20 protein-coding genes and 3 pseudogenes are annotated in these 23,292 nt (G+C 61.6%); 10 read left to right on the top strand and 13 right to left on the bottom strand.

The genetic code is table 11. The features are described 5' to 3' along the window. Positions 1-22: 22 nt before the first annotated feature. Entirely contained in the window at positions 23-1,714 is a 1,692-nt protein-coding gene (locus tag SPYCA_RS07600) for a M28 family metallopeptidase (protein WP_120219643.1), read from the bottom strand. Between the two features lie 93 nt (positions 1,715-1,807). On the opposite strand from SPYCA_RS07600, the gene SPYCA_RS07595 reads away from it, so the two are divergent. Together SPYCA_RS07595 and SPYCA_RS07590 are read left to right on the top strand one after the other, a co-directional pair. Further along, positions 1,808-2,713, top strand: coding sequence for a phage head morphogenesis protein (locus SPYCA_RS07595; protein WP_120219642.1), 906 nt, complete (start codon positions 1,808-1,810; stop codon positions 2,711-2,713). Then, positions 2,659-3,698, top strand: a pseudogene (locus tag SPYCA_RS07590) (IS3 family transposase); the annotation flags it as partial. The gene SPYCA_RS07595 and the pseudogene SPYCA_RS07590, both read left to right, overlap by 55 nt. Positions 3,699-3,753: 55 nt before the next feature. On the opposite strand, the gene SPYCA_RS07585 reads toward SPYCA_RS07590, so the two are convergent. Next, positions 3,754-4,965: an IS256 family transposase gene (locus tag SPYCA_RS07585; protein WP_066120009.1), complete on the bottom strand. Its 1,212-nt coding sequence runs from the start codon at positions 4,963-4,965 to the stop codon at positions 3,754-3,756. Positions 4,966-5,123: 158 nt separating this feature from the next. Between SPYCA_RS07585 and SPYCA_RS07580 the strand changes: the two are divergent. Next, positions 5,124-5,264 (top strand): annotated as a pseudogene (locus tag SPYCA_RS07580) (IS3 family transposase); the annotation flags it as partial. A 203-nt stretch (positions 5,265-5,467) separates the two neighbouring features. Here SPYCA_RS07580 and SPYCA_RS07575 read toward each other — a convergent pair. After that, positions 5,468-6,289, bottom strand: a complete 822-nt coding sequence (locus SPYCA_RS07575; RefSeq protein ID WP_066114500.1) for an IS5 family transposase — start codon at positions 6,287-6,289, stop codon at positions 5,468-5,470. Between the two features lie 84 nt (positions 6,290-6,373). Beyond that, the gene (locus tag SPYCA_RS19000) at positions 6,374-7,180 is read right to left on the bottom strand and encodes a hypothetical protein (protein ID WP_146625104.1); all 807 of its coding nucleotides are present in this window, start codon (positions 7,178-7,180) and stop codon (positions 6,374-6,376) included. A gap of 412 nt (positions 7,181-7,592) precedes the next feature. Here SPYCA_RS19000 and SPYCA_RS07565 point away from each other — a divergent pair, with 412 nt between their 5' ends. From SPYCA_RS07565 to SPYCA_RS07555, 3 genes are read left to right on the top strand one after another with little or no spacing between them, the layout of a single operon-like run. Beyond that, complete coding sequence (locus tag SPYCA_RS07565) at positions 7,593-8,921, top strand: site-specific DNA-methyltransferase (RefSeq protein WP_120219640.1); 1,329 nt, start codon at positions 7,593-7,595, stop codon at positions 8,919-8,921. Next, positions 8,918-9,397, top strand: coding sequence for a DUF5681 domain-containing protein (locus SPYCA_RS07560; RefSeq protein ID WP_120219639.1), 480 nt, complete (start codon positions 8,918-8,920; stop codon positions 9,395-9,397). The genes SPYCA_RS07565 and SPYCA_RS07560 overlap by 4 nt, the downstream gene beginning before the upstream one ends. Next, the gene (locus SPYCA_RS07555; RefSeq protein WP_120219638.1) at positions 9,394-9,789 is read left to right on the top strand and encodes a DUF5681 domain-containing protein; all 396 of its coding nucleotides are present in this window, start codon (positions 9,394-9,396) and stop codon (positions 9,787-9,789) included. Before SPYCA_RS07560 ends, SPYCA_RS07555 begins: the two co-directional genes overlap by 4 nt. A gap of 6 nt (positions 9,790-9,795) precedes the next feature. Here SPYCA_RS07555 and SPYCA_RS07550 read toward each other — a convergent pair whose 3' ends face one another. Further along, positions 9,796-10,002, bottom strand: a complete 207-nt coding sequence (locus SPYCA_RS07550) for a helix-turn-helix domain-containing protein (protein WP_120219637.1) — start codon at positions 10,000-10,002, stop codon at positions 9,796-9,798. 122 nt (positions 10,003-10,124) lie between these two features. Between SPYCA_RS07550 and SPYCA_RS19525 the strand changes: the two genes are divergently transcribed. After that, positions 10,125-10,343 (top strand): DUF5818 domain-containing protein, encoded by a 219-nt coding sequence (locus tag SPYCA_RS19525; protein WP_120219636.1) that lies wholly within the window; start codon positions 10,125-10,127, stop codon positions 10,341-10,343. 77 nt (positions 10,344-10,420) lie between these two features. On the opposite strand, the gene SPYCA_RS07540 is transcribed toward SPYCA_RS19525, so the two are convergent. The 6 genes from SPYCA_RS07540 to SPYCA_RS07515 all read right to left on the bottom strand — a co-directional run bounded on the left by SPYCA_RS07540 (position 10,421) and on the right by SPYCA_RS07515 (position 15,938). Then, positions 10,421-10,699 (bottom strand): hypothetical protein, encoded by a 279-nt coding sequence (locus SPYCA_RS07540; RefSeq protein ID WP_120219635.1) that lies wholly within the window; start codon positions 10,697-10,699, stop codon positions 10,421-10,423. A gap of 26 nt (positions 10,700-10,725) precedes the next feature. Further along, the gene (locus SPYCA_RS07535) at positions 10,726-11,436 is read right to left on the bottom strand and encodes a hypothetical protein (RefSeq protein ID WP_146625102.1); all 711 of its coding nucleotides are present in this window, start codon (positions 11,434-11,436) and stop codon (positions 10,726-10,728) included. Further along, entirely contained in the window at positions 11,433-12,197 is a 765-nt protein-coding gene (locus SPYCA_RS07530; RefSeq protein ID WP_120219633.1) for a hypothetical protein, read from the bottom strand. The genes SPYCA_RS07535 and SPYCA_RS07530 overlap by 4 nt, the downstream gene beginning before the upstream one ends. Next, positions 12,181-14,031 carry a hypothetical protein gene (locus SPYCA_RS07525; protein WP_146625101.1) on the bottom strand — a complete coding sequence of 617 codons (1,851 nt, stop codon included), beginning with the start codon at positions 14,029-14,031 and terminating at the stop codon, positions 12,181-12,183. The genes SPYCA_RS07530 and SPYCA_RS07525 overlap by 17 nt, the downstream gene beginning before the upstream one ends. A 40-nt stretch (positions 14,032-14,071) precedes the next feature. Next, entirely contained in the window at positions 14,072-14,293 is a 222-nt protein-coding gene (locus SPYCA_RS07520; protein ID WP_120219631.1) for a hypothetical protein, read from the bottom strand. A 127-nt stretch (positions 14,294-14,420) separates the two neighbouring features. Beyond that, positions 14,421-15,938: a DNA cytosine methyltransferase gene (locus SPYCA_RS07515; RefSeq protein WP_120219630.1), complete on the bottom strand. Its 1,518-nt coding sequence runs from the start codon at positions 15,936-15,938 to the stop codon at positions 14,421-14,423. 69 nt (positions 15,939-16,007) lie between these two features. Between SPYCA_RS07515 and SPYCA_RS07510 the strand changes: the two genes are divergently transcribed. The 3 genes and pseudogenes from SPYCA_RS07510 to SPYCA_RS07500 all read left to right on the top strand — a co-directional run. After that, a complete protein-coding gene (locus SPYCA_RS07510) occupies positions 16,008-16,451 on the top strand; it encodes a very short patch repair endonuclease (RefSeq protein WP_120219629.1) in 444 nt (147 codons plus the stop codon). Positions 16,452-16,826: 375 nt separating this feature from the next. Next, on the top strand, positions 16,827-20,237 hold the full coding sequence (locus tag SPYCA_RS07505; RefSeq protein ID WP_120219628.1) for a hypothetical protein: 3,411 nt from the start codon (positions 16,827-16,829) through the stop codon (positions 20,235-20,237). A 116-nt stretch (positions 20,238-20,353) separates the two neighbouring features. Further along, positions 20,354-21,127, top strand: a pseudogene (locus SPYCA_RS07500) (IS256 family transposase); the annotation flags it as partial. 66 nt (positions 21,128-21,193) lie between these two features. Here the strand turns inward: SPYCA_RS07500 and istB are convergent. Then, positions 21,194-22,039 carry an IS21-like element helper ATPase IstB gene (gene istB, locus SPYCA_RS07495; RefSeq protein WP_053554354.1) on the bottom strand — a complete coding sequence of 282 codons (846 nt, stop codon included), beginning with the start codon at positions 22,037-22,039 and terminating at the stop codon, positions 21,194-21,196. Continuing rightward, positions 22,036-23,277 carry an IS21 family transposase gene (gene istA / locus SPYCA_RS07490; RefSeq protein ID WP_114268144.1) on the bottom strand — a complete coding sequence of 414 codons (1,242 nt, stop codon included), beginning with the start codon at positions 23,275-23,277 and terminating at the stop codon, positions 22,036-22,038. The genes istB and istA overlap by 4 nt, the downstream gene beginning before the upstream one ends. Positions 23,278-23,292 lie beyond the last annotated feature (15 nt).

The raw sequence follows: 23,292 nt of genomic DNA, 5'->3' as shown, positions 1-23,292 counted from the left end.
CTTCGCTCGCAATGACGATGCCCTATTTCGCCGCAGCGCGCGATTTGTCGCGGGCCGCGCGGAATTCGTCGCCCTCGACCCAGTTCGGCCACGCCTCGGTCATCGCGAGCATCCGGCCCGCGGCGTAATAGAGGCGCAGGTCCGACATCATGCCGTCCCAGTTGGTGATCGCCTCATATTCGTCGCCGGGGGCGTGATAGCGGTTCTTTTCATAATCTTCCGCCGCCTTCTGGCCCGCTTCGACGCCGCCCTCGACCAGATCGTCGCCGCTGCCGAAGTTGAACATCGGCACGCCGAGCTTGGCGAAGCTGAAATGATCCGAACGGTAGTAGAAGCCCTTTTCGGGGGTCGGCTCGGCCTTGACCGTGCGACCCTCCATCCTGGCGAGTTTTTCGACATAGGCGTCGAGCTCGGACTTGCCGGCGCCGACAACGACGATGTCCTTCGCGGGGCCGACCGAGTTCAGCGCGTCCATATTCACGCCTCCGACCGTCTGCGCCAGCGGGAAGACGGGGTTTTCGGCGTAGTATTTCGATCCGAGCAGTCCCGATTCCTCGGCGGTCACGGCCAGGAAGACGATGCTGCGATCGGGTGCGCCGGCCTGTTTGAACGCCTGCGCCAGCGTCACCAGACCCGCGATGCCGCTCGCATTGTCGACCGCGCCGTTGCAGATGTCGTCGCCATCGACCGGCGTGCAGCGGCCGAGATGATCCCAGTGACCCGTGTAAAGCACATATTCGTCGGGCCGCTTGGCGCCCGGCAGCACGCCGATGACGTTGCGTGACATCTTCTTCGCAATGTCGTTGTCGAACGCGAAGTTCGCCTTCACCCCCGCCAGTGGCACGGGCTTGAAGCCCTTTTGCTTCGCCGCCTCGCGCAGCTTGTCGAAATCCTGTCCGGCGCTTGCGAAAAGCTCCTTCGCCTTGGCAAGCTGGATCCAGCCGTTGGCGACGGTCTGGCTCGCCCCGCCATCCTTGCTTTCGGCCAGATATTGGGTGCCGGTGTTGCTCGATTCGACGACGTTCCAGCCATAGGCGGCGGGTTCGGTGTCGTGGACGATCAGCACCGCCGCGGCGCCCTGACGCGCGGCTTCCTCATATTTATACGACCAGCGGCCATAATAGGTCATCGCGCGGCCGTTGAACGGGCCTTCGGTTTCCCTGGTTTCCCAGTCGGGATCGTTGACGAGGACCACCACCGTCTTGCCCTTGACGTCGAGCCCGGCGTAATCGTTCCAGCCCTTTTCGGGGGCATTGATGCCATAGCCCACGAACACGACGTCGCTGTCCTTCACTTCGGTTCGCGGCTGGACGCGATAGCTGAATGCGACATAGTCGCTGGCATATCGCGCGGTGACCGGCGTTTTGCCGCCGGTGAAGGTGAGCGGGGTGGCGTTCTTCGCGGTGATCTCGACCAGCGGCACATCCTGCGTCCAGCTGCCGTTGTTGCCGGGCTGCAAGCCTGCTTCCTTGTACTTCTCGATGATATAGGCGACGGTCTTTTCCTCGCCCGCTGTGCCGGGGGCGCGGCCTTCATAAGCGTCGGACGACAGTTCTTTCGTCACCTCCTGCAAGGTCGCAAGCGACAAATCAGGAATCTCGACATCGGGGATCGAAGCAGCCGTGATTTTCTGCGCTTCGGTGTTGCCGTTGCACGCGGCGAGCAGCGCCAGCGCGGCAAGCCCGGCGACCTTGAGCGGGGGAGGGATAAGCATGGGGCTCCTCTTTGTAATAATCTTGCGATCCTGCCAGAGCGCGAGCGGAGGTGCAACCGTGGAGGCCAGCGCGATCGGGAATATCCCCCGATCATGGCGGCAAACTCAGCCGACGAACCGGCCGACCGGACCTGGGAAAGGCGGATCACTCGAGACGCTCACGGTTCAGGGCTGGGGCGCAGTTTCTACCGGACCAATATCCGGATGAGCATGGCGGCGGGTCGCTGGCGCAAATATCAGCGCGAAAAGGGGCTGTTCCCCTATCTGCGTTACCGCTCGGACCATTTCCGCAAGCACCCGCGTCTTGACCACAAGAGCTGGCATGGCCTGATCCTCCGCGTCGACGATCCCGCGTGGCAATGGCTCTTCCCGCCCAACGGCTGGGGCTGCAATTGCCGCGTCGAGCAGGTCAGCGAAGCGCGGATGCGCCGCATGGGCTGGAAGGTCGACGAGGCGCCCAATCCGCCCCGCCACGACTTCATCACGGCGGCGGGCGAGATCGTGTCGGTGCCGCAGGGGATCGCGCCGGGCTTCGGCTACAATCCCGGCACCGCCCACCTTCGCGTCCTCGCCGATCGCGCGACGGCGTCGCTGACCTCGGCGATCGGCGCCGGCCTCGAAGGCGTCGCGCGGCAGACGCTGCGCGAGCTGGTCGCCGATCCCGCCTTCGATCAGTTCCTCGCGCTGCCCGATCCGCAATTCCCCGTCATGATCCTCGACGACATGATGGCCGGCGCGATCGGCGCGAAGGCGCGTGTCGCCGTCCTGTCCGAACAGACGATGGCAAAGCAGTTGCACAAGCGCGGCGATCTTGCCGCCGACATCTATCGCCAGCTCCCCGGCCTCGGCGATCGCCCCGACGTCGTCGCCCGCGATGGCGAGAATGATCTTCCCCCGGTTGCGCGGACACCGATGAACGGCTCATTGGAGCGAGGAGGTGTAAGATGGCGAAGGTTGGGAAGCGATATTTCACAGACGAGTTCAAGCGCGAGGCTGTGACGCTGTGGGAGACGAGCGGTCGGATGCAGACCGACGTTGCGCGTGAGCTGGGGATCATGCCGACGATGTTGAGGCGCTGGCAGCGGGCACTGGAGATCAAGGGGACAGTGCCTGCGGCGAAGCCGCTATCATCGCCGATGGCGTCGCCGGCGGATCAGGCGTCGGAGATTGCCAGGCTGCGCCGCGAACTCGATCGCACGCGCATGGAGCGCGACATTCTGAAAAAAGCGGTCGGCATTTGCGCGGAGATGCCACGGTGAAGTTCCAGTTCATCCGCGCCCATGCTGGCACCTGGCCGGTCAGCGTCATGTGCCGCATGCTCGGTGTGTCGCGCAGCGGCTATTACGATTGGCGCGATCGGCCGCCGAGTATGCGCACGACGGCGAACACCGTGTTGCTCGGCGATATCCGTCGGATCCAGGCGCGGCATTCCGGGCGATACGGCAGTCCCCGGATGCATGCCGCGCTGCGCGCGGAAGGGCGCGGCTGCAGCCGCGGTCGTGTCGAGCGGCTGATGCGCCGCCACGGCATCCGTGCGCTTGCCGGTCGCCGCTTTCGGCCCTCGACGACCGACAGCCGCCATTACCTGCCGATCGCGCCGAACCTGCTCGCGCAGCGCTTCGAAGCCACGGCGCCGAACCGCGTGTGGCTGGCCGATATCAGCTATATCCCGACCGGCGAAGGCTGGCTGTATCTGGCCGCCGTGCTCGATCTGGCGACTCGCAAGATCGTGGGCTGGGCGATGCGGGATCACATGCGCACCGAACTGACGCTCGCTGCGTTGATGATGGCCGCCCAACGGCAGCGACCGCTACGCGGACTCGTGCATCACTCCGATCGCGGATCGCAATATGCCGCCGGGGCTTATGTCGATCAACTCACTGCGATCGGCGCGACCGCGTCGATGAGCCGCACTGGGAACTGTTACGACAACGCGCCGATGGAGAGCTTCTTCCATACGCTGAAGGTCGAACTGGTCCATCAATGGGTCGTGTCCGTCAATGTGGTGTAAATTCGGGTGTGGCCAGCGGGCTTCATTTTCAGGCGGCCTTTGGTGTAATCTGTAGCGGCTGAGCCTCCTCGATTGTTGGTGTGGCGAGCGCTGCCATGCCCTCGATCTGCATGTAGCGGTGCTGGAGCTGGTATTCGTCGTTCTGCTCGAGCAGGACGGCGCCGACGAGGCGGATGATGCTGTCCTCGTTGGGGAAGATGCCGACGACATCGGCGCGGCGCTTGACCTCCTTGTTCAGCCGTTCGAGCGGATTGGTGCTGTGGAGCTTGACCCGGTGCTGCTCAGGGAAGGTCATGTAGGCGAGCACGTCATGCTCGGCTTCATCCATGCAGGTGCCAAGCTTCGGCCAGCGGGCGCGCAGCTGGTCGGCAACCTGACGCCAGACCTGTGTCGCAGCGGCATGATCGGGCTGGAGGAAGACCTGGCGGATGGCGGCGGCAACAACGGTGTTCTGGCCCTTGGGAACGTAGGCCAGCGCATTGCGCATGAAGTGGACACGGCAGCGCTGCCAGGTGGCGCTGAGGACGCGGGTGATCGCTGCCTTGAGGCCTTCGTGGGCATCCGAGATGACCAGCTTGACCCCTGTCAGACCGCGCCGGGCGAGGTCCTTGAGGAAGTCTGACCAGAACACCTCTGCCTCCGAAGGGCCGATGTGCAGGCCGACGATCTCGCGCTTGCCCTCGGTGTTGACGGCAACGGCGATTATCGCGGCAACGCTGACGATCCGGCCGCCCTGGCGCACCTTCAGGTAAGTGGCATCGAGCCAGAGGTAGGGCCAGTCGCCGGCAAGCGGGCGCTTGAGGAAGGCATGGACGCGCTCGTCGATGTCCTTGCACAGCTTCGAGACCGAGGATTTGGAGATGCCGGTCATGCCCATGGCCTGCACCAGATCATCGACGCGCCGGGTGCTGACGCCGGCGATCCACGCCTCCTGGATCACGGCGACCAAGGCCTTCTCGACTGTCTTTCGCGGCTCCAGGAAGCCCGGGAAGTAGGCGCCGGTCCGCAGCTTGGGGATCCTCAGGTTGAGCGTGCCGAGCCGGGTATCGAGGCTGCGGTCGCGGTAGCCGTTGCGCCAGGTCGTCCGCTCGCCGGAACGCTCGTGCCGGGCGGCACCGACCAGGCCCTCGACGTCGGCCTCCATGATGATCTGCAATACGCTTTCGGCAATGGTGCGCAGAAAATCTCCATCTCCGCTCTTCGCCAAAAGCTCGGCAAGCGGTAGTCTGTCTTCGGTCATCGGGATCAACTCCTTGGTTGGTGTGAAGTCTGGAAACTCCACCTTACCAATGAGCCCGGTGGCCACCGAGATCGAAATCGCATGGGGTGGGGCATGCCCCACCCCATGCGATCACCTCAATCTACACCAGAAATTACACCACGAACGCGGACGCTAACCATCAATGCCGCTGGGCAACGCATCTCGAAGCCCGGCAGGCTCTGTTCGGATATATCGAAGGCTATTATAATCGGAACCGCATGCACTCGGCCCTCGGGTATCTCACCCCCGAACAGGCCGAGCAACGCATGACGGGCTAACCCTGGTGTCCGCGCAACCGGGGGAAGATCACAAGGTCGCCGCTTTCGTTAGGCTCTCGAATATACAGATCCATCATGCGGGCGGTGGACGCCGGCGCTGATGACCAAATACTGCAAGAAAGTTGCCTTGCTCATCTTCGATCACACCATCGCCCGCCGAAGTCTTGACATTAGAGTCTGATTCAAAATTATCGCGATAGATTTCATGCTCTTGCGATACGGCGGACGAAGAGCTGAATTGAGGCGATGAACAGCCACGCGGTTGCCGATGCGATGGTCTGCTCGAAGTCTTTGGCGAGGCGGCGGTTGCGACCGAGCCACGCAAAGGTCCGCTCGACCACCCAGCGTCTGGGCAGGACCTCGAAGCCCTTGGCATGGTCGGATCGCTTGATGATCTCGACCGTCCACTTCCCGATCTTGCGCAGCGCCTGGCGAAGCTTGTCGCCAGCATAGCCGCCATCGGCGAAGATGTGCCTGAGCCAAGGGTGACGGCGGATGATCTCGGCCAGAACAAACGGCGCGCCATCGCGATCCTGCACGTCAGCGGTGTGGATCACGGCATGAACGAGATTGCCCTCGGTGTCGGTCACGATGTGTCGCTTGCGGCCCTTGATCTTCTTGCCTGCGTCATAGCCGCAAGGCCCGCCGCTTTCCGTGGTTTTCACGCTTTGGCTGTCGATGACCCCAGCGCTCGGAGAAGCCTCGCGCCCGAGGGCTTCCCGCCCGATCAGCAGCAGGGCGTGATTGAGCGAGAGCCACAGACCATTGTCGCGCCACAGATAGAACCAGCGCCGCACCGTCGAGACCGGAGGAAAGCAGGGCGGCAACATCCGCCAGGGCAGCCCACCGCGCAGCAGATACAGGATCGCCTCGATGATCCGCCGCAGCGGCCATTTGCGCGGTCGCCCTACACAGCAAGGGCCCGGAAGTAACGGCTCCAGCACGGCCCATTCCGCATCGGTCAAATCGCTTGGCAAAGCCAGGTCGGCACGGGCATACTGCGCCCGGGTGGTGTCGGTCCACATCGTTGAACTCCCGAAGTTTGTTGCAAAACCCCGTGAATCAGCGACTTGGGCTCGCGTCAAGCTAACCCGCTGGCACCACTCAACTTAATTTCGGATCAGGCTCTTAGGCGTGTCACAAAAGATTTCGTAGTCACTCGCCTGCATGGTCCAGCCGCCAGTGCCATTTCCAGGGCATGTCACAGAGTCTACAGTCAAAATCCAAGGCGTGTAGATCGCAGGGAACTTGATCGCCTTTCCATTTCGGACGATCATTTCCTCCATCCGCTGCTCGTCTGCTTCATATCTCCAGTATATCTTTCGCTCAATCGATGGGTGGGGAATCGTGACAAGCATCAAATCTGAGCCGACCAAGGCGCTCTTTCTAGCGCGGGCACGAGTTGCTGCTACCAATCCCTCTCTGACTTTGGTTGCGAGGTCTTCGTGAGCGCTTGCCGCACAGCCTTTCTCGAAATCTGACATAATCTCGCTGGGCGGCAAGGCGTCACCTACAGAGGCAAAACCAACGAATTCCCGAGGAGAACGAGGGAGGCGCATCTGACTCCATTGGACGCAAGAGGGTTTCAACGAATTGAGCTCAAGTGCGAAAGGGATAACCTTCTTTCGACGCTGTCGATAACCGGATACAAGTATAGTCAGGCCCGGTTTCGCCGAAAAAGACGCTTCACTCCGTATAGCTTCACGCAGCCGATGTATGAGGGTTTTCAACCTGGCCGGGCCTATACCGCGCCCTCCAAAAGCGAACTCGCCAAGTTGTGGTTGGCCCGCAGGCTGCGGCGCGAGCACATTGGCTAACCACTGGTCGGTAGGTTGACGCTTCACATAAGCAAATCCGGTGTACCCTATCACACCAACCGCATCCTTACCGCGAAAGATGATGGTCTTGTTCTCCACAGGGCTGTGAACCCAGCTGCGACCATGTCTCGCTGTGGCGGTAACCCGTCGATCTGATGAGTGCACCACCAAGGCAGGGCTGGTGAAAGAGAGGACCAGAGTCATGGTCAATGACTATTGCATCTGGTGTGCCTCGTATATCAAAACAGCGTGAGGTTCTTGCTGGGTGCGGGTTTTTGCTCTTCAAATTCTTGCGACGTCGGCTTATGGTCGCAGCGCCTTAGACGGGACTGACGACGCGCGGCATGGGCCGCGATGATCGCGCCGTTGCGGGGCGGTCAAGCTGGACATGGGTTCGGCCCCGCCCAAGAAGGTCCACCGCCGAGCATGGGTGAGGCGTGGTTTTCGGATCAACATCCGGAGCCCACGCCTTTTTCATGTGGCAGGCTCCGGTAGCGACACGGAGCCCATCATGGCTAGGCTTGAAATCATCTATCGCGCGATCGGCGATCTTCGCCCCCGCGCCACCAATCCCCGCACGCACACGAAGAAGCAGCTGGAGCAGATCGCTGCGTCCATCCGGCGCTTCGGCTTCACCAACCCGGTCCTGATCGACGAGGAGGACGGCATCATCGCCGGCCACGGCCGGGTCGAAGCCGCGAAGCTGATCGGCATGACCGACGTGCCGACGGTGCGCCTCGCCGACATGAGCGAGGCCGACATCCGCGCCTATGTCATCGCCGACAACCGGCTGGCGGAGAATGCCGGCTGGGACCGCGAGTTGCTAGGGCTTGAGCTCAGGTATCTGTCCGAACTCGACATCGACTTCGATGTGACGATCACCGGCTTCGATCCGCCCGAGATTGACGTGCTGATCGGCGAGCTGTCGTTTGATGGCGACGCCGATGATCCCGCCGATGCGGTTCCCGAACCCGCCACCGGACCCGCCGTCACCCATCCTGGCGACATCTGGCGCATCGGGCCGCATCGCCTGATCTGCGGCGATGCCACGCTCGTGGAAACCTACGCCGCGTTGCTGGGCGAGGAGAAGGCGGCGATGGTGTTCACCGATCCGCCCTATAATGTTCCGATCAGCGGGCATGTGTCGGGACTCGGCAATGTCCGCCATCGCGAATTCGCCATGGCATCGGGCGAAATGTCCAGCGCCGAGTTCACCGATTTCCTCACCGGCGTGTTCGGCCACCTTGCCGCCTTCTCGGTCGACGGCGCGATCCATTTCCAGTGCATGGACTGGCGCCACATGGGCGAGATGCTCGCGGCTGGTGAGGCCGCCTATACCGAGCTCAAGAATCTCTGCGTCTGGGCAAAGACCAACGGCGGCATGGGCTCGCTCTATCGCTCCGCCCATGAACTGGTGTTCGTGTTCAAGTCGGGCACGGCGCCGCACGTCAACAATGTCGAGCTGGGCAGGCACGGCCGCTACCGTACCAATGTGTGGACCTATGCCGGCGCCAACAGCTTCGGCGCCAGCCGCGATGAGGATCTGGCCATGCACCCGACGGTGAAGCCGGTAGCGATGGTCGCGGATGCAATCCTTGACTGCTCGCGGCGCAAGGACGCCGTGCTCGACGCATTCGCTGGCTCCGGCACCACGCTCGTCGCCGCGCACCGGACCGGTCGGCGCGGCTACGGCATCGAGATTGATCCGGCCTATTGTGACGTGATCATCCACCGCATGCGCGACATCTGCGGGCTCGAAACCCTGCTCGACGCTGATGGCCGGAGCTTTGAGGAAGTCACCGCCGAGAGGCTGACCGACTTCCAGGAGGCCGCAGAATGAGCGACTACACCGTCGGCAAGGGCCGTCCGCCCCGTAACCGGCAGTTCAAGCCCGGTCAGTCGGGTAATCCCGGCGGTCGGCCCAGGAAAAAGGGCGCGATTGATGTGCGCGCCATTCTCGATGAGCCGATGACCGCGATCCAGGAAGGGCGCGCGCGGACGGTCTCCCCCAGGGAGGCTGTCCTGCGCAAGATGGTGCGAAAGGCGCTCAAGGACGACGATCTGCGGGCGATCCGCTATCTGATCGCCCAGTTCGATCGCCATGGCGTTCTCGAGGCGCCACCTTCCGGCATTGGCGGGGGTGTGCTGCTGCTCCCCAACAGCATGCCAAGGGCCATGGCGCTGGATCTCGCCGAGAATGTCGGGCCGCCGCCCTGGAACGAGAAGCAGAAGGCGTGGGCGCGGGAGCGCTATCTGGCGAACCGGAGCGACGAGGATCGGCATTATGACGAAGCAAGGGGGTATCCGGACCTGTGAGCAAGGGTGTGAACGAAGCTGACAAGCGCGATGCTCAGCCCAGGGGCCGTCCTTTCGGCCCGAGCAATCCCGCCCCCCGCAAGGGACGACGGAAGGGTGCACGCAATGTCGAGACCATCGTCCGCGAAATCGCGATGGAGAAGCACAAGGTGAAGATCGATGGCAAGATCCGTCGCTTGACCACGGCCGAACTGGTGCTCCTGGCGTTGCGACGGAAGGCGCTGAGCGGCGATGTGCGGGCGGCGGCCGATATCGACCGGCTGCACGATCGGCATGGTCCGGCGGAGGTCAAGGGCGGCTGGCTGGTGGTGCCCGAAACCATGAGCAAGGAAGAATGGCAGGCGATGGTCGAGTTGCACAATCGCTCGGTCGTACATCCCGACGAACGCTGAGCGCCGTCAGTCGAGCAGCTTGCCCATCGATACGCCGAGCGCATGGGCGAGCTTCTCCACGACCGTGATCGTGGGGTTGCGCGCGCCGCGTTCGATGTCGCTCACATAGGTGCGGTGCAGCCCCGCCTCATCGGCAAAGGCTTCCTGGCTCAGGCCCTTGTCCTGACGCAGTTTTCTCAAATTGGCGGCGAGCCGCTGGCGAACATCGTCCATCGCCAGAGAAACACGCGCCCGCAGTCGATCCGTCTACAGACGATCAGTGACATTCCGCTTGACTTCGTTCGGCGCGGAAGCCTTCGTTGTGTCACTTATTGTCTACATTCGGAGAGGGCTCGATGCCGCGCGGCGCTCGTCATACGGTCACCGGAATACTACACCTCGCCCCCCGCGGTTTTGAACTGCACGTTGATGGTGGCGGGGTCTGGGCGCTCGACATAATGTCGTGGCGCCGGGTGCGGAAACTGGTGGGTCAGCGCGTGACGGTTGTGGGAACACGATCGGGATTCGATCTGCTGGATGTCCACGAGATGGGACTGCGCCACAGACTCAGCTGATCTCAAGATCGTAGCTCGTCCCCGAGGATCAGACTTTCATCAAAGGCAATGCAGAAACCGCGCCAACCCGCCGAGCATCACTGCTGATTGTTGCCTGGACCATCACCGGTCTTGTTGTCGCGGATGCGCCAGCATTTCGTCTCCGCGTTCTGCTCGACCACCCCTTCAGCTTCCATCAATGCAAGAACGGTACGGGAAATATGCCCTTCGTGGCCGACGTGCCCTGAATATATGCCGAGCGATCGGCCGATCTGGGCGTTCTTCAAGCCGGATGCCGACGCTTCGTTCAGCAGCAGATAGATCGCCTCCCGCAGCTTCGCCATCGCATCCTGCGCCAATACATAAGGATAGGCCATTTTTTCTGCGTCCGCCTTTCGGGTGCCTATTGTGTCTTGGGTTTGAAGCGATCGAATTCCCTGGGAAGCAGTTTCACGATGTGCGCTGCATCCAAATCGAAAAGATTCCAGGTGACATCCAGCTGCTGTCGCACCTTGGCCAGCCGTCGAGGCGTACCGGCCGTCTTGCCGCCCGCTCCTCGCTTCAGCCCGTTCTTGCCATCATCGAAATAAAGTTGACGGGCCGCTCTCTGGAATTCCATGCTGAACATGTCCTGCTGACTTGTCAGCTGCTCGCGTATTTCAGGCAGAACCGAGGGGTGGGCGCACAGCAGGTGATCAGCGGCATCGCCGAGGCTGCCCAACAGGACCACCGGCATCCGGATCAGATGGCGCTGGGCCTTCTGCCAGTCTCCAGGGCTACTCGGATACCAGCGATGGATTTCCTTTGGCTTCCTGTCGCCTTCGGAGTTTTTCGGGAACACAACGTCACGCAGTATGAATGTCAGCCAGGCCCAGATGCCGGCTCTGGGCAACACATGCGTCCACTCGGGACCCAGTGATTGAAGCACTCGAGCAGCCAACTCTTTCGAAGTTGCGGCAGGAGCATCGCTGATCGATTTGGTGCCCGAGACCGGCAGTGCAAATTGCGGGTCGACAGGATTGATGGCGCTCTCCGACAGGTCTCCCTCAAAGATCCGCTTGAAAGCGACCAGCCCCATCGGTGTGAATTCGTATATGGCTGGATATTCTGTCATTCGGCGTCTCCCGGCTGGGTTGCCTGAAGCAGCTGGTCTGCCAGGTTGTGGCGAGAGCAAAAGGAATCCAGAAGACGTTCGATGTAGTTCTGCCTCTCGTCCTTCTCCTCAGGATCTGTCGGCGGGTTGTCGCCGGGCATGATGGAATCAGCCCATTTCAGCCAGTCCTCGACCCAAGGCAGATCGTCGGAATATTCTCCTCGCAGGATTTCCTCGAAGACTTGTTTCACGACGCTGGGAAGCACTGCGCCGACAAAAACGGGATCGTTGCGGGCCCACATCGCTGCGTTTGCTATACGCTTGTCCACCTTGACCAAGGGATAGTCCGATTCCCGGATCTCGAGCTTCCATGACTGGGGAGCCGTATCATCCGCGAGGAACAGCAGAATGCCCTTGCTGCTTTCCTGATCCTTGTGGTCATTCTTCTTCAAGGTCCAGCTGTCAGTGCTGGCGAGCAGCAGTCCCATGGCCTTCGTGCCCGGATCGGCTATTCGGAGCTGACAACTCGGCGCGACAAAGCCCTGAGATTGCAGCTCCCGGCTGCTGCTCATCTTGCCAATCGTTCCGAGATCAACGATCTCGACCCGCTTGTTCTCGACGAGGCGCAAGGAAACCCGTGCATTCTGTGGGAATTGCTTGAATGCATCGGGACTGACCAAGGTCATGGTCACCAGCGGCTTTCCGCCGATCTCGGTCAGCGAGACCCTGACGACAGATTTGCTGAGCTGGCGTCTCCCGGTGAGCCTAATCCGCCGACGCATTGCTCTCGGTCCTTATGCGTATGTCGAGTTCACGGCGAGTGTCGAAGCCTCTGACTTCGATCATGCTGCTGGACACCCAGTCCTGAATTCGCAGACGATTGTCCGTGAAGCTGGGCGTGCAGTTTTCCGAAAGGATTTCCAGATCCTCGAACCGGAAATCATACTCGCTCCATGTCGGCTTGCCCGACCCATCCGCATAGGCAACCGTGACGTCCGCCAAGGCCGGAAACTTTGTATAGTCGACATTGGAATTGAGGCGAAAGCCATCTTCAAGTGCGTCTACCGTTACCGCACTTGCATTGGCCGGCGGCGGGTCGACAACAGTGGGAGGATCCGGATTCGGATCCTTCTCGTTGGGCTTCGGCACTTTCTTCTTCGGACTGGACGGGTCCGGCACGGAAAAATATCCCTCCCACACCGAAGTGTCCGGCTCTGCACTTTCTTCGGTCAAGAACTCGCGAAGATCGTCCGGAAGCGATTTCACCAGCCGCTTCACGTGTATTCCATCAAAGCCGGCATCGGCGAGCTTCGTCCGAACCTCCTTGGATTCAAGCAGGTCGAGATGCGCCTTGCCTTCACAGAAATTGAGATATTGAGCCAGCGGCTCCTGATCGATCAGCATGACGAGATCAATGTCAGCGGGCCGCCGGCTGCGAACATCCGGCAAACTCATCCCTTCCCGGAAGAGGCGGTCCAACGGCATCTTGCCATACGGTGTCGGTGCAGCAACAATCGTCAAGCCAACTTCCGTGGTCTGGCCAGACTTGGTCATCGGGAAAGTGAGCTCGAAGGCGATCGTCTCGCCGTTGGCGAGCTTCTCTCGGTAGCGTTCTGCATCGGGCAGTTCCCGGTGATCGGCCAACTTTGCCTTGGCATCCGGCAGCTGGATGGCCGACTTTGAACCGGCAAGACCAGCATCGATCATTGCCAGATAACGGCTGGTCCCGCCCTTGACTGGCTTCGACTTGATGTGTTGCGACACACAGGGCGCAACCTGCTTGATTGTATCCTTGTCGAGGCGATCCACACCCACCTCGACGACCAAGGTTCCATTCAGAATTGCCGGAGCGAAATGATCTATCGCAGCGGCAAGAATGCCGTCCTCATCCAGTTCGTCGTGAGGGAACGGGATGACGAGGGAAAGCCCTGTCAGATTGGCATCCTGGGGGTAAGGCGAGAGCCGGAATGCATCGACCAGCGATGCGTGAAAATCCGCTCCATCGTGCAGCCTGTAAATCGAGTTTTCTTCGCTTTCAGCAAGATATGCATGAGTGGATTTGAAGTCCGATCCATATTGATCGGCCTTCAGTACAGACATGCCACATGCGGCAAGGGCCTTGTCGTCGAAGCGCCGGGTCAGCCCAATGACGGTGTGCATCTGTGAGGCGATCAGAAAGGTCACCCGCCCAATACCTCTGCCTCCCCGTCCGGTGCCGGTCTTGTTCGAGAGACCGAAGTTGAGCCAGTACCCCCAGAAATCGCCTTTTCGATCCTTCAGATCGCCAAGCAGACCCTTGGTGTTCGAATCCTCGACCACGATCCATTTGATCCGCTCACTGGCCCAGCCTGTTGGCACAGGCAGGTTGGCTCGCTGACGGTGTTCCATTGCCTGCCTGAGGAAGGCCCCGCGTTTTCCAAGACGATCTTCATGGAAGGAGAAGCGGATGACGACCGGCTTTGTCATGTCCAGCCGGGCATCAAGACTGTTCTGGATAGCCTCTCGGACGAAGGTTTCCGAATAGGGATAGTCGACGCGGTCGAACATCTCGCTGTCGAGCCCCTGATTTATGGGCGTGCCTCCGACCGAAGGCCATATCCAGGACCAGCCACTCATGCTTGAACCCCACATTCAGATCTGAAGATACCGCTCACGCCTACAGCCGGAACTCGCCGCCACTGCCCTCGCTTTCCTTCGAAAAGCGCGCCTTGGCACCTTCGAGGCCCTTCTGCAGGGCGCCAAAGATCTTTCGGATGTCAGCCTCGCTGAATTCATAAGCCGACCTGTTGGACAGATTGCCGATCAGCTGAATGTCCTTCAGCGCCTTGTTGACCCTTGCCTCCGCAAGCTCGACGAACTTTTGACGCTTGTCGCGCATATAAACCTCACATTCTCACAATATGCTGGAAATGTGTCACGATTCGCGCTTCTCGTCAATCCATTCGATTACATTTCGAGAATATTGTGAGAATGTGCATAAAGTCTGCCGATCGAGACATTCGCGCTTATGCAAGCAAGTTCTTGAGAATGTTTGCAATCTGACGAGCAAGGAGTGGTGGAACAGCGTTCCCCACCTGGACGAACTGCTGGGTCCGGTTGCCCTCGAAAAAGTAGTTGTCTGGGAACGTCTGCAAACGCGCCGCCTCCCTCACGGTCAGACTGCGACACTGAGTCGGGTCGGGGTGAATGAAGTAGTGCCCATCCTTGGATATGTGGCTGGTGATGGTGCTGGAGGGCGCGTTCCAGCGCTGCACCCGGAAACGATCCGCGAACTTGCCGGAGTCCCAATTCCCATGCGCAGGAGCCAGTTGAGCGGGGTATTCATCCGCCTTGGGAGAACGTTGAAAGAGCTCGGCAAACACCGCGGCAAAGGCATATCGCGCGAGGTCGCTCTCCATGTGCCCACGGGTTTCGTGATTGGGGAGTTCTCGCAGTTCCGGATCGCTCAGCCAGGCCCCCAGCCGGTTGTCCGATGCCGATGTCATCTGCCTGCTGGACCGCGGCGGAAGCTCCTCGATTTCCTGGAGATCGCGCGCGTGACCGGTCAATGTGTCGGCAACGCGGTTCAACCAGGTGCCTTCATTGCGGCAGGCAGAGGCGGCCGCTCGATAGGCCGCGATGACAGCCTTGCGCCACGCTTCGGGGCCGTCTTCGGTACGGCTGAGACCGCTGCGAAGTTTCGGCATGCCGGACAGGACCGACGATACCGTCGCCTGAGTGGCGACGGGTTCCAGCGTATGTCCGGAGAGCATCCCGCTGTCGTCACTCGAAATCTGGTCGGAGCGAATGCCCAGAAGAATCACGCGGTGGCGGCTCTGGGGTATGCCATAGTCTTCGCACCGAATGATATGGCCGCCGTGGCGCCCCTTGCCACCTGCAACCAGAGGGATGAGCGTGTAGCTGTCGGGACTGCCTCCCGCAGAACGCAGGTCGGACAATACCAGATCGAAGATGCCTTTGCCTTCGACCCTGGAAGACAGCATCCCTTTCACATTCTCCATCACGAAGGCGACCGGCCTCAGCTTCCCGATGATCCGGATATATTCACGATAGAGGAAGTGACGATGATCCTCGGCGGGATCATACCCCTTGATGCCGCGATTGCGGGCGCGACCAACAAGCGAATAGGCTTGGCAGGGAGGCCCCCCGATCAGGATCGCTTCGTTTCCAGCCGCTTCGCGAATTTCGTCAAGCACCGGATCCAGCGCGGCTGTTGCCGCTTCCGTGCCCAGTTCGAGCATCATGGTTTCACGAACCGCTGCGGCCCATTCGGCTTCATGTTGCGCGATCAGGTCATCTCTCGAGATCCGGCCTGCAATATAATCATAATAGGTCTGCGGGACTTTGTCGAACTGCCGAACAAAACTGCGGAGACGTAATGTAGCGAATGCCGAGGACTCTTTCTCGACAGAAAGCGCAATGTCAAAAATTCGGTTTCCCGCTTCATCTCGCAGCGAAGAAAAACCCTCCGCCAGACCTCCCGGCCCCGCAAACAGATCAACAGTCTTGAAACTTCTGGTCATCCGCCCGACAATTCCTTTCATGGTTCAACCACATACCAGGACCGGCGGATCTAGCCAGGGGAATTCGTGATGGCCGACGTTGTCGACCAGGCAACGCGGTCCAGAATGATGGCGGGGATCCAGGGGCGAAACACGAAGCCCGAACTCGTCCTTCGAAAGGCGCTGCATGCAAGGGGCCTGAGATACCGGCTGCACTACAAGGGATTGCCAGGCAGGCCCGATCTGGTCTTTCCGAGATTTCGGGCCGTCGTGTTCGTCCATGGATGTTTCTGGCATCGTCACGAAGGCTGCCGATTCACGACCACGCCCGCCACTCGACCGGAATTCTGGGCGCAGAAATTCCAGCAGAATGTACTCAGGGATCAAAGGACGCTTGCCGCTCTCGATCAGTCGGGATGGCGAACCGCAGTCGTGTGGGAATGCGCGATCAAGGAACATGGCGGCGAACAGGTCGGTGACAAGATCAGTCAATGGTTGGCTGAAGGCCGCGGGTCATTGGTTGTTCCTGATTGACACGCCGAGCCGAGCGCGGGGCCATAGACGGAAAAATCCGAAAACTCCCGGCGCAATCGAAGAAGCGGACGCTGCATCGTTTCCAATGAGGACTGCCGTCAACATAGCGACCGTTCCCGCATGAGTATCGACCCGATTCATCGTTCTGCGAATGGGCGGTTCGGGTCACTTCATGAAGATCCGATTCAGCCAATCGAACAAGCGAAGGAGATGTTGGCGAAGTAACCGTAGGTCAACAACCGCATCGTAATTAGCTAATGGCAGAGTGCTTCGTGTCCAAGGGCAAGGACTTGATGCATTAGGATGGTCAGGGCATTCCCGGAGTTCGAGAACCGGCCGACGAAAGGGGGGGAATCATGTCCGATCTTGAAGTTGATGCATAGCGTCCTCACCAACGGGTGGCCGCAGCTCTGCCTGCTGGCCGAAACTATCCGAGGCCTATTCCAACCGGGGCTCGCAAAGCTGGTGCGCCGTATCGTTGCGCGGCACCTGCGCGGCAACCCCGAGTTTCGCACCCATCGCTATCCGCGCCTCATGCGGCTTGCGATGTGGATCGTTCGTCACCCCATCCGCGCGTTGGCGATTGTCGCGCTTCTCTATGCCTTCGCCGTCCTGTCCACCCTTTTCGATCGGTTACCCAGCTTCACGCTCGCCACCGATAAGCAAGCGAGCGTCCGCGATTTCTGGACTGTCAACATCGCCGTACTCGCGGTGCAGGCCGCACTGGTCGGGCTGGTCTTCCCCCTCGTCATCGCCTTTGTAGGGCTGCTCAATCGAGGGCGCGCTTCGTTCGCCTCCCGCCTCACGATCTACATCGAGTCGTCGAGCGCGATCTTCGTCGGCGTAAGCTCGTTGCTGCTGTGTGTAGCGATCGCCGCACAACTCCCGTTCGCCGCGAAGATGGGCGATGCGGGCGCCGCGGTGACACTGCTCAACCTCGCCTGGTTTGCGATCAATGTCGGCGCGCTCGCCTATTTCGTGCTGCGGACGATTGCCTTCCTGCACCCGGAACGACGCGCGCCAATCATGCGAGCCTATGTTGCCAATGTGATCTGGCCGCGCGAGCTGACCGGAACCGTCACCGCCAACCGATGGGCCAATGTCGCTGGCTATGGCTATCTTCCGGCCGGGGACGAGACCGACCCGTTCGCAACGGGCGAGCGCGCCCGCACGTGGTATTCCGCGCTCTGGGACGGCGGTGAGCCTCGTGTCAGTCGCCGTTTGCGTCGGAAGATGCGGCTGGTCGACGTGCGCCTCGCGATACTGGCGCCCATCGTTCGCGCATGGCTGGCGCAGGCGCGCGGGTCGGATGGCGGACAGGTCCACGACTTCGTCATCCCGCTGCAGCCCGGCCAGGACTATGAAGGTGATCAGGTGCTCGCCCGCGCAACGCTTCCACTGGGTCCAGTGGCGCGCTGGGCGGTCCGGGCATCGCTCAGGTTCCGCAGGGCGCCCGCCGAGGACGGCGCCATCAGCGAAACCGGCGCGATCCTGCGCGAGATGATCGCCGACCTCATCGCCCTCATCGATACCCGTCAGGCTGACGAGTTTGCCGATCAGCTCGGCGAGGTGATCGCGTTCCATGCCTTTCTCTATCGGCTCGCGCAGCTCTCCGACGAGGACATCAGCTACGCGCAGCTCGAATCCGGACAGAGCTTGTTCGGCAGGGCACTCGCCGAGGAATGGGCACGCGCCTACCGTGACATGATCCGCCGCGCCGTCGAGCGCCTGCCAGACGAGGCCGAGTTCATGGGCCGGATCGCCCATGCACCTGCCCATATCTACAGGCGCGTGGCAAGCGAGGTGACGCCCAAGGCGCTGCAGCCGATACTGTGGATGGCGCAGAGCATTGCCTACCGACTGATCGACTGGGCGCTGGGAGAGCATCGCGCGGAAACGCCGCCGGGCGCGGGCGGCAAGCGTGCCTACGCGCTGTCGCGCCAAGAGGAGACTTATGCGCGTGCTTGGCGTGAACTGGTCGCTGGTTGGGAACGCCTGCTCCAGGTCATCGCTGCGGCGCCAGACCGGCGCGAACGCGGGGGTCGGAAATGGGACGACCTCACGCGTATTGCGGAAAATGTAGGCGCGCATCTGCAGGCCACGACGCAAATGACAGCGCGCGCCGTCTGGCTGGGCGATACGCTCGCGACAAGCTGGACCTGCGACCTGATGCTTCACTGGCGGATACAGGCCGAGCGCGCGTGGGACACGCGCGGCGCCTATTGGCGCGTGCGGTCCGAGGGGCTGACGCTCGAAACGCTGGAACTTGATTGGTCACGGGTCGAGGACTTACCGCTGACGCAGAGCGGCGACACTCTTGCCGCGCCAGTGGTGTTCGGCGCGATCATGCACAATGCCTGGCGCGATCATGTCGTCGTCCTCGCCAGCCTGTTCATCCATTGGGCGATCCATGCCGGGGCCGCTGAAACAGCGACGCGGGCTGCACGCATGCTGCTGCATGGCGAACCGCACGATCGCGGCGATGCCGGCGTTCATGACGATGGAGGCATGTCAGGCGCGGACATCCTGATATCAGCGCTCAGGATCACAGGGTCGGGCGAGCGGTTCGCTGAACACAGTTATGCCGGACGCATGGACCATCTACTCGAAGGTCTCGGCCAGCTCGGGGATTCGCCTTGGGTTTCGATGCGTATATACAGCTCGAGCGGCGGTCTCTCCTTCGAGGCGTTGCCGGAAGCGCAGGCGATCGCGATCATGGCGACGACGCAGGGATCACAGGCGATCGACGGCGATCTACGCCGCCTTCTTACCCTAGCCGACGACGAGGCGCTGCGGCGCCGGGAGAGCTATCTCAGGTCCTTGATAGCCGCGTTCGAAGGGATCGACGCCGACAGGCATGGAAATTTGCTAGCCGCATTGGTCGGTCCGGACGATGGGCCGGCGTTCGACGTGCGGCGCGACCACGCCCGACAGCTTGTCGAACAGTCGCTCGGCGTGCTGACCGGCCATCGCGACCAAGCCATAGTTGACGCGCAGATCGATCCTGCGCGCGTCGGCGCGGTGGCCGCCGCCGCGGGCTCCCAAGCATTCACGCCAACCGCATTCCCCCGCCATTTGTTCGCGGAGATCGTGCCGACGGCTGCCGTTTTAGCCAATTTCACGCTACGCGCTGGCGGCCTCAGCAAAGGCGCCTATACCGACCCTCCAATGGCGCAGGCGGTCGTCAACGAAGAGGAATGGTGGCGAGACGCAATGTCGGGCCAGGTTGCGGCCGTTGTCTGGTGGGATGTCGTGTGCAAGGCGGACTTTCAGGAGATTGAAGGTCGAACGGCGGACGAGTTCTGGAACGCGGTGCGCGACGGCAGCGTCCGGATTCGGGAGGCCGGCCATGATCCGCTTCTGGTGATCGGCAATGTGACCGACCCTCAATGGCTGCTCGACTGGCTCTGGCCGCATCGCCAAGGCAGTGCGCCCAAGCCGGCGGACTTGGTCATCACGCGCCAGGAAGGCCAGGTCGAAGGCTACGAGTTCACAATGAACGACACGCCAGTCTATCGGGCGCAGACCGCCTACGGCGCGGCTTATCTGCTCCCCGCTCAGTTGCTGCGCCGGCTGCGCTACCATGACTATGGTGACGGCCTGCCGGTTTCGCTCCGGTTCGAGCCGGATGCTGAGAATCCCTGGCGCGGCACCATGCACGCGAGCTTCCAGCGCGAGGTCGAATTGAGCGACGTTGAGGCCTATCGAATACGGTGGACGGATGCACTCGACCCATCAAGATCTGTTAGCGTCCGCGTTCGTGGTGTAATTTCTGGTGTAGATTGAGGTGATCGCATGGGGTGGGGCATGCCCCACCCCATGCGATTTCGATCTCGGTGGCCACCGGGCTCATTGGTAAGGTGGAGTTTCCAGACTTCACACCAACCAAGGAGTTGATCCCGATGACCGAAGACAGACTACCGCTTGCCGAGCTTTTGGCGAAGAGCGGAGATGGAGATTTTCTGCGCACCATTGCCGAAAGCGTATTGCAGATCATCATGGAGGCCGACGTCGAGGGCCTGGTCGGTGCCGCCCGGCACGAGCGTTCCGGCGAGCGGACGACCTGGCGCAACGGCTACCGCGACCGCAGCCTCGATACCCGGCTCGGCACGCTCAACCTGAGGATCCCCAAGCTGCGGACCGGCGCCTACTTCCCGGGCTTCCTGGAGCCGCGAAAGACAGTCGAGAAGGCCTTGGTCGCCGTGATCCAGGAGGCGTGGATCGCCGGCGTCAGCACCCGGCGCGTCGATGATCTGGTGCAGGCCATGGGCATGACCGGCATCTCCAAATCCTCGGTCTCGAAGCTGTGCAAGGACATCGACGAGCGCGTCCATGCCTTCCTCAAGCGCCCGCTTGCCGGCGACTGGCCCTACCTCTGGCTCGATGCCACTTACCTGAAGGTGCGCCAGGGCGGCCGGATCGTCAGCGTTGCCGCGATAATCGCCGTTGCCGTCAACACCGAGGGCAAGCGCGAGATCGTCGGCCTGCACATCGGCCCTTCGGAGGCAGAGGTGTTCTGGTCAGACTTCCTCAAGGACCTCGCCCGGCGCGGTCTGACAGGGGTCAAGCTGGTCATCTCGGATGCCCACGAAGGCCTCAAGGCAGCGATCACCCGCGTCCTCAGCGCCACCTGGCAGCGCTGCCGTGTCCACTTCATGCGCAATGCGCTGGCCTACTGTCAACGCTGACTAATAATTCCCCAGAAGTGCCGGGTTAAAATTCCCCAGTTTGGGTTTCGGTGATCAGCCGTTCCAGTGATCGTGCGTGCGCTCCTTCGGTGGCCGCCCGCGCCTTTTGGGCGGCGGCGGCGGCGTGATCGCTGAGATCGCCCTGGTGTGTTCCGGCACGAGGTCGGAGTGCGCGCGCAAGCGGTAACTGGCGCCCTCGATCTGGATCACGATGGCATGGTGCAGCAAGCGATCGAGGAGCGCCGTTGCCACCACCGGATCCCCGAACACCTCGCCCCATTCAGCAAAGCCGCGGTTGGATGTGAGGATCATCGCTCCCTTTTCGTAACGGGAGTTGACCAGCTGGAAGAAGAGGTTGGCACCGCCGGGCGTAACCGGGAGGTAGCCGATCTCATCGACGATAAGGAGGGTGTTTCGGTTGAAGAACCGGAGCCGTTCGGGAAGCCGTCCGTCACGCTCGGCACGCACCAGCATGTCGATCACCTCAGCCAGACTGGCGCGGTAAACACGCTTGCCAGCGCGAACAGCCTCTGCGCCCAAGGCTGTCGCCAGATGGCTCTTGCCTGTGCCCGGCGGTCCCAGCAGATGGACCACCTCGCCGCGCTCGATAAAGTCGAGCTGCGCCAGTGCGAGGATGCGGCCGCGATCCAGCGAAGGCTGGAACGAGAAGTCGAAGCCTTCGAGGGTTTTCATGGGCATGAGCCGTGAGGTCTTGAGCCCGACAGTGAAGCGCCTGCTTTCCCGATTGCCATACTCATGCGAGAGCAAGACATCGATGGCTTCAAGCGCGGTCATTTCGCCGCGCTCCAGACACCGCATGGTATGATCAAGTACCTCGAGCGCGCGGGGCATTCTCAGGCCAACCAGGCTCGTGCGGATGCGGTCGATGATCTCCGTCATGGCCGTACCTCGCTGCCGGCCAGTCGCCGTCCTACCGCCTCGTAGAAGCCCAGCGAGCGCCTGGTAATCTCAAGCCCTGCAGGCGGCGGCACTGTTGCCGCGCGAGGCGGAGCGAGCCGCCGGTGGGAAGGATCAACCCGGCGCTGATTGCGTCCATCGAGAACGGGATGCACCGCGATCAGCTTGCGATCCTCGAAGATCCTGATCTCACGGGGATGATTCTGCACCTCCACGACCCGTTTGCGCGTAGCGTCGGGCACCGAGTAGAGATTGCCGCCAACCGATACCATGCCTTCATGGCTGACTCGCCGCTCGATCGTGAGCACCGCATTGTATGGGGCCGCAGGCAAGGCCGTCAGGACCGGTTGCTCCTCGGCAAAGTGCTCGCTGACGATCCGCCGGGTCGTGGCATGCAACCGAACATTCGCGACCGTGTCCAGCCATTCGCGGAACTGCCTGTTCAGGTCATCAGCGTTGCAGAAGGTGCGTCCAAGGAAGAAGTCCTGACGGATGTAGCGGTAGGGCCGTTCGATCTTGCCCTTGGTTTTCGCCCGATAGGGCCTGCATGCACGCGGCAAAGCGCCGTAATGATCCAGCAAGGCCACCAGCGACCGATTGTAGATCACAATACCCTCGGCATCCTCATCGATCACAGCGGTTTTCATGCGGTCGTAAAGCACCTCGGACGGGGCACCGCCCATCGCATCGAAGGCGTCGATGTGGCAGCGCATCACCGTCTGCAGATCCTGGGTCGGACAGAACCGACCCCACAGCCAGCGGCTATGACCCAACACCATCGAGAACAGCCAGAAGATCCGGGTCACGCCCGGCTCATCGCTGAACGCCACCTTGAACTGGGCGAAGTCCACCTGGGCCTGCCGTCCCGCGGGTGTTTCGAAGCGCCGCTCAAACGGGACCACTCGCCGCGGCCGCATCTGGCGCAGGAAGTCCGTGACGGTCGTGTAGCCGCCCTTGAACCCCATCGCAGCGATTTCGCGGAAGAGACGCTTGCCAGACAACCCAGGATATAACGCGATGCGATCGCGAAGATATGGTTCGTAGGGTTCCAGCTCCCGCGGACGGGGTGGCCGGGGCTTGTACACCGGCGCCTTCACGCCGCCGGCCAGGTGTTTGCGTACCGTCTTTCGATCAAGGCCCGTCTGCCGCGCAATCGCCGACACCGACAGCCCCTGCCGCTTCAAGTCATGGATCATGACAATTTCCTCAAGTCTGATCACCTGCCACGCCTCCCG

It is taken from the genome of Sphingopyxis sp. FD7 (genome assembly GCF_003609835.1).
Taxonomy (GTDB): Bacteria; Pseudomonadota; Alphaproteobacteria; order Sphingomonadales; family Sphingomonadaceae; genus Sphingopyxis.
Note: the sequence above shows the minus strand (reverse complement) of the source record. Positions and strands in the feature narration are given on the sequence as shown.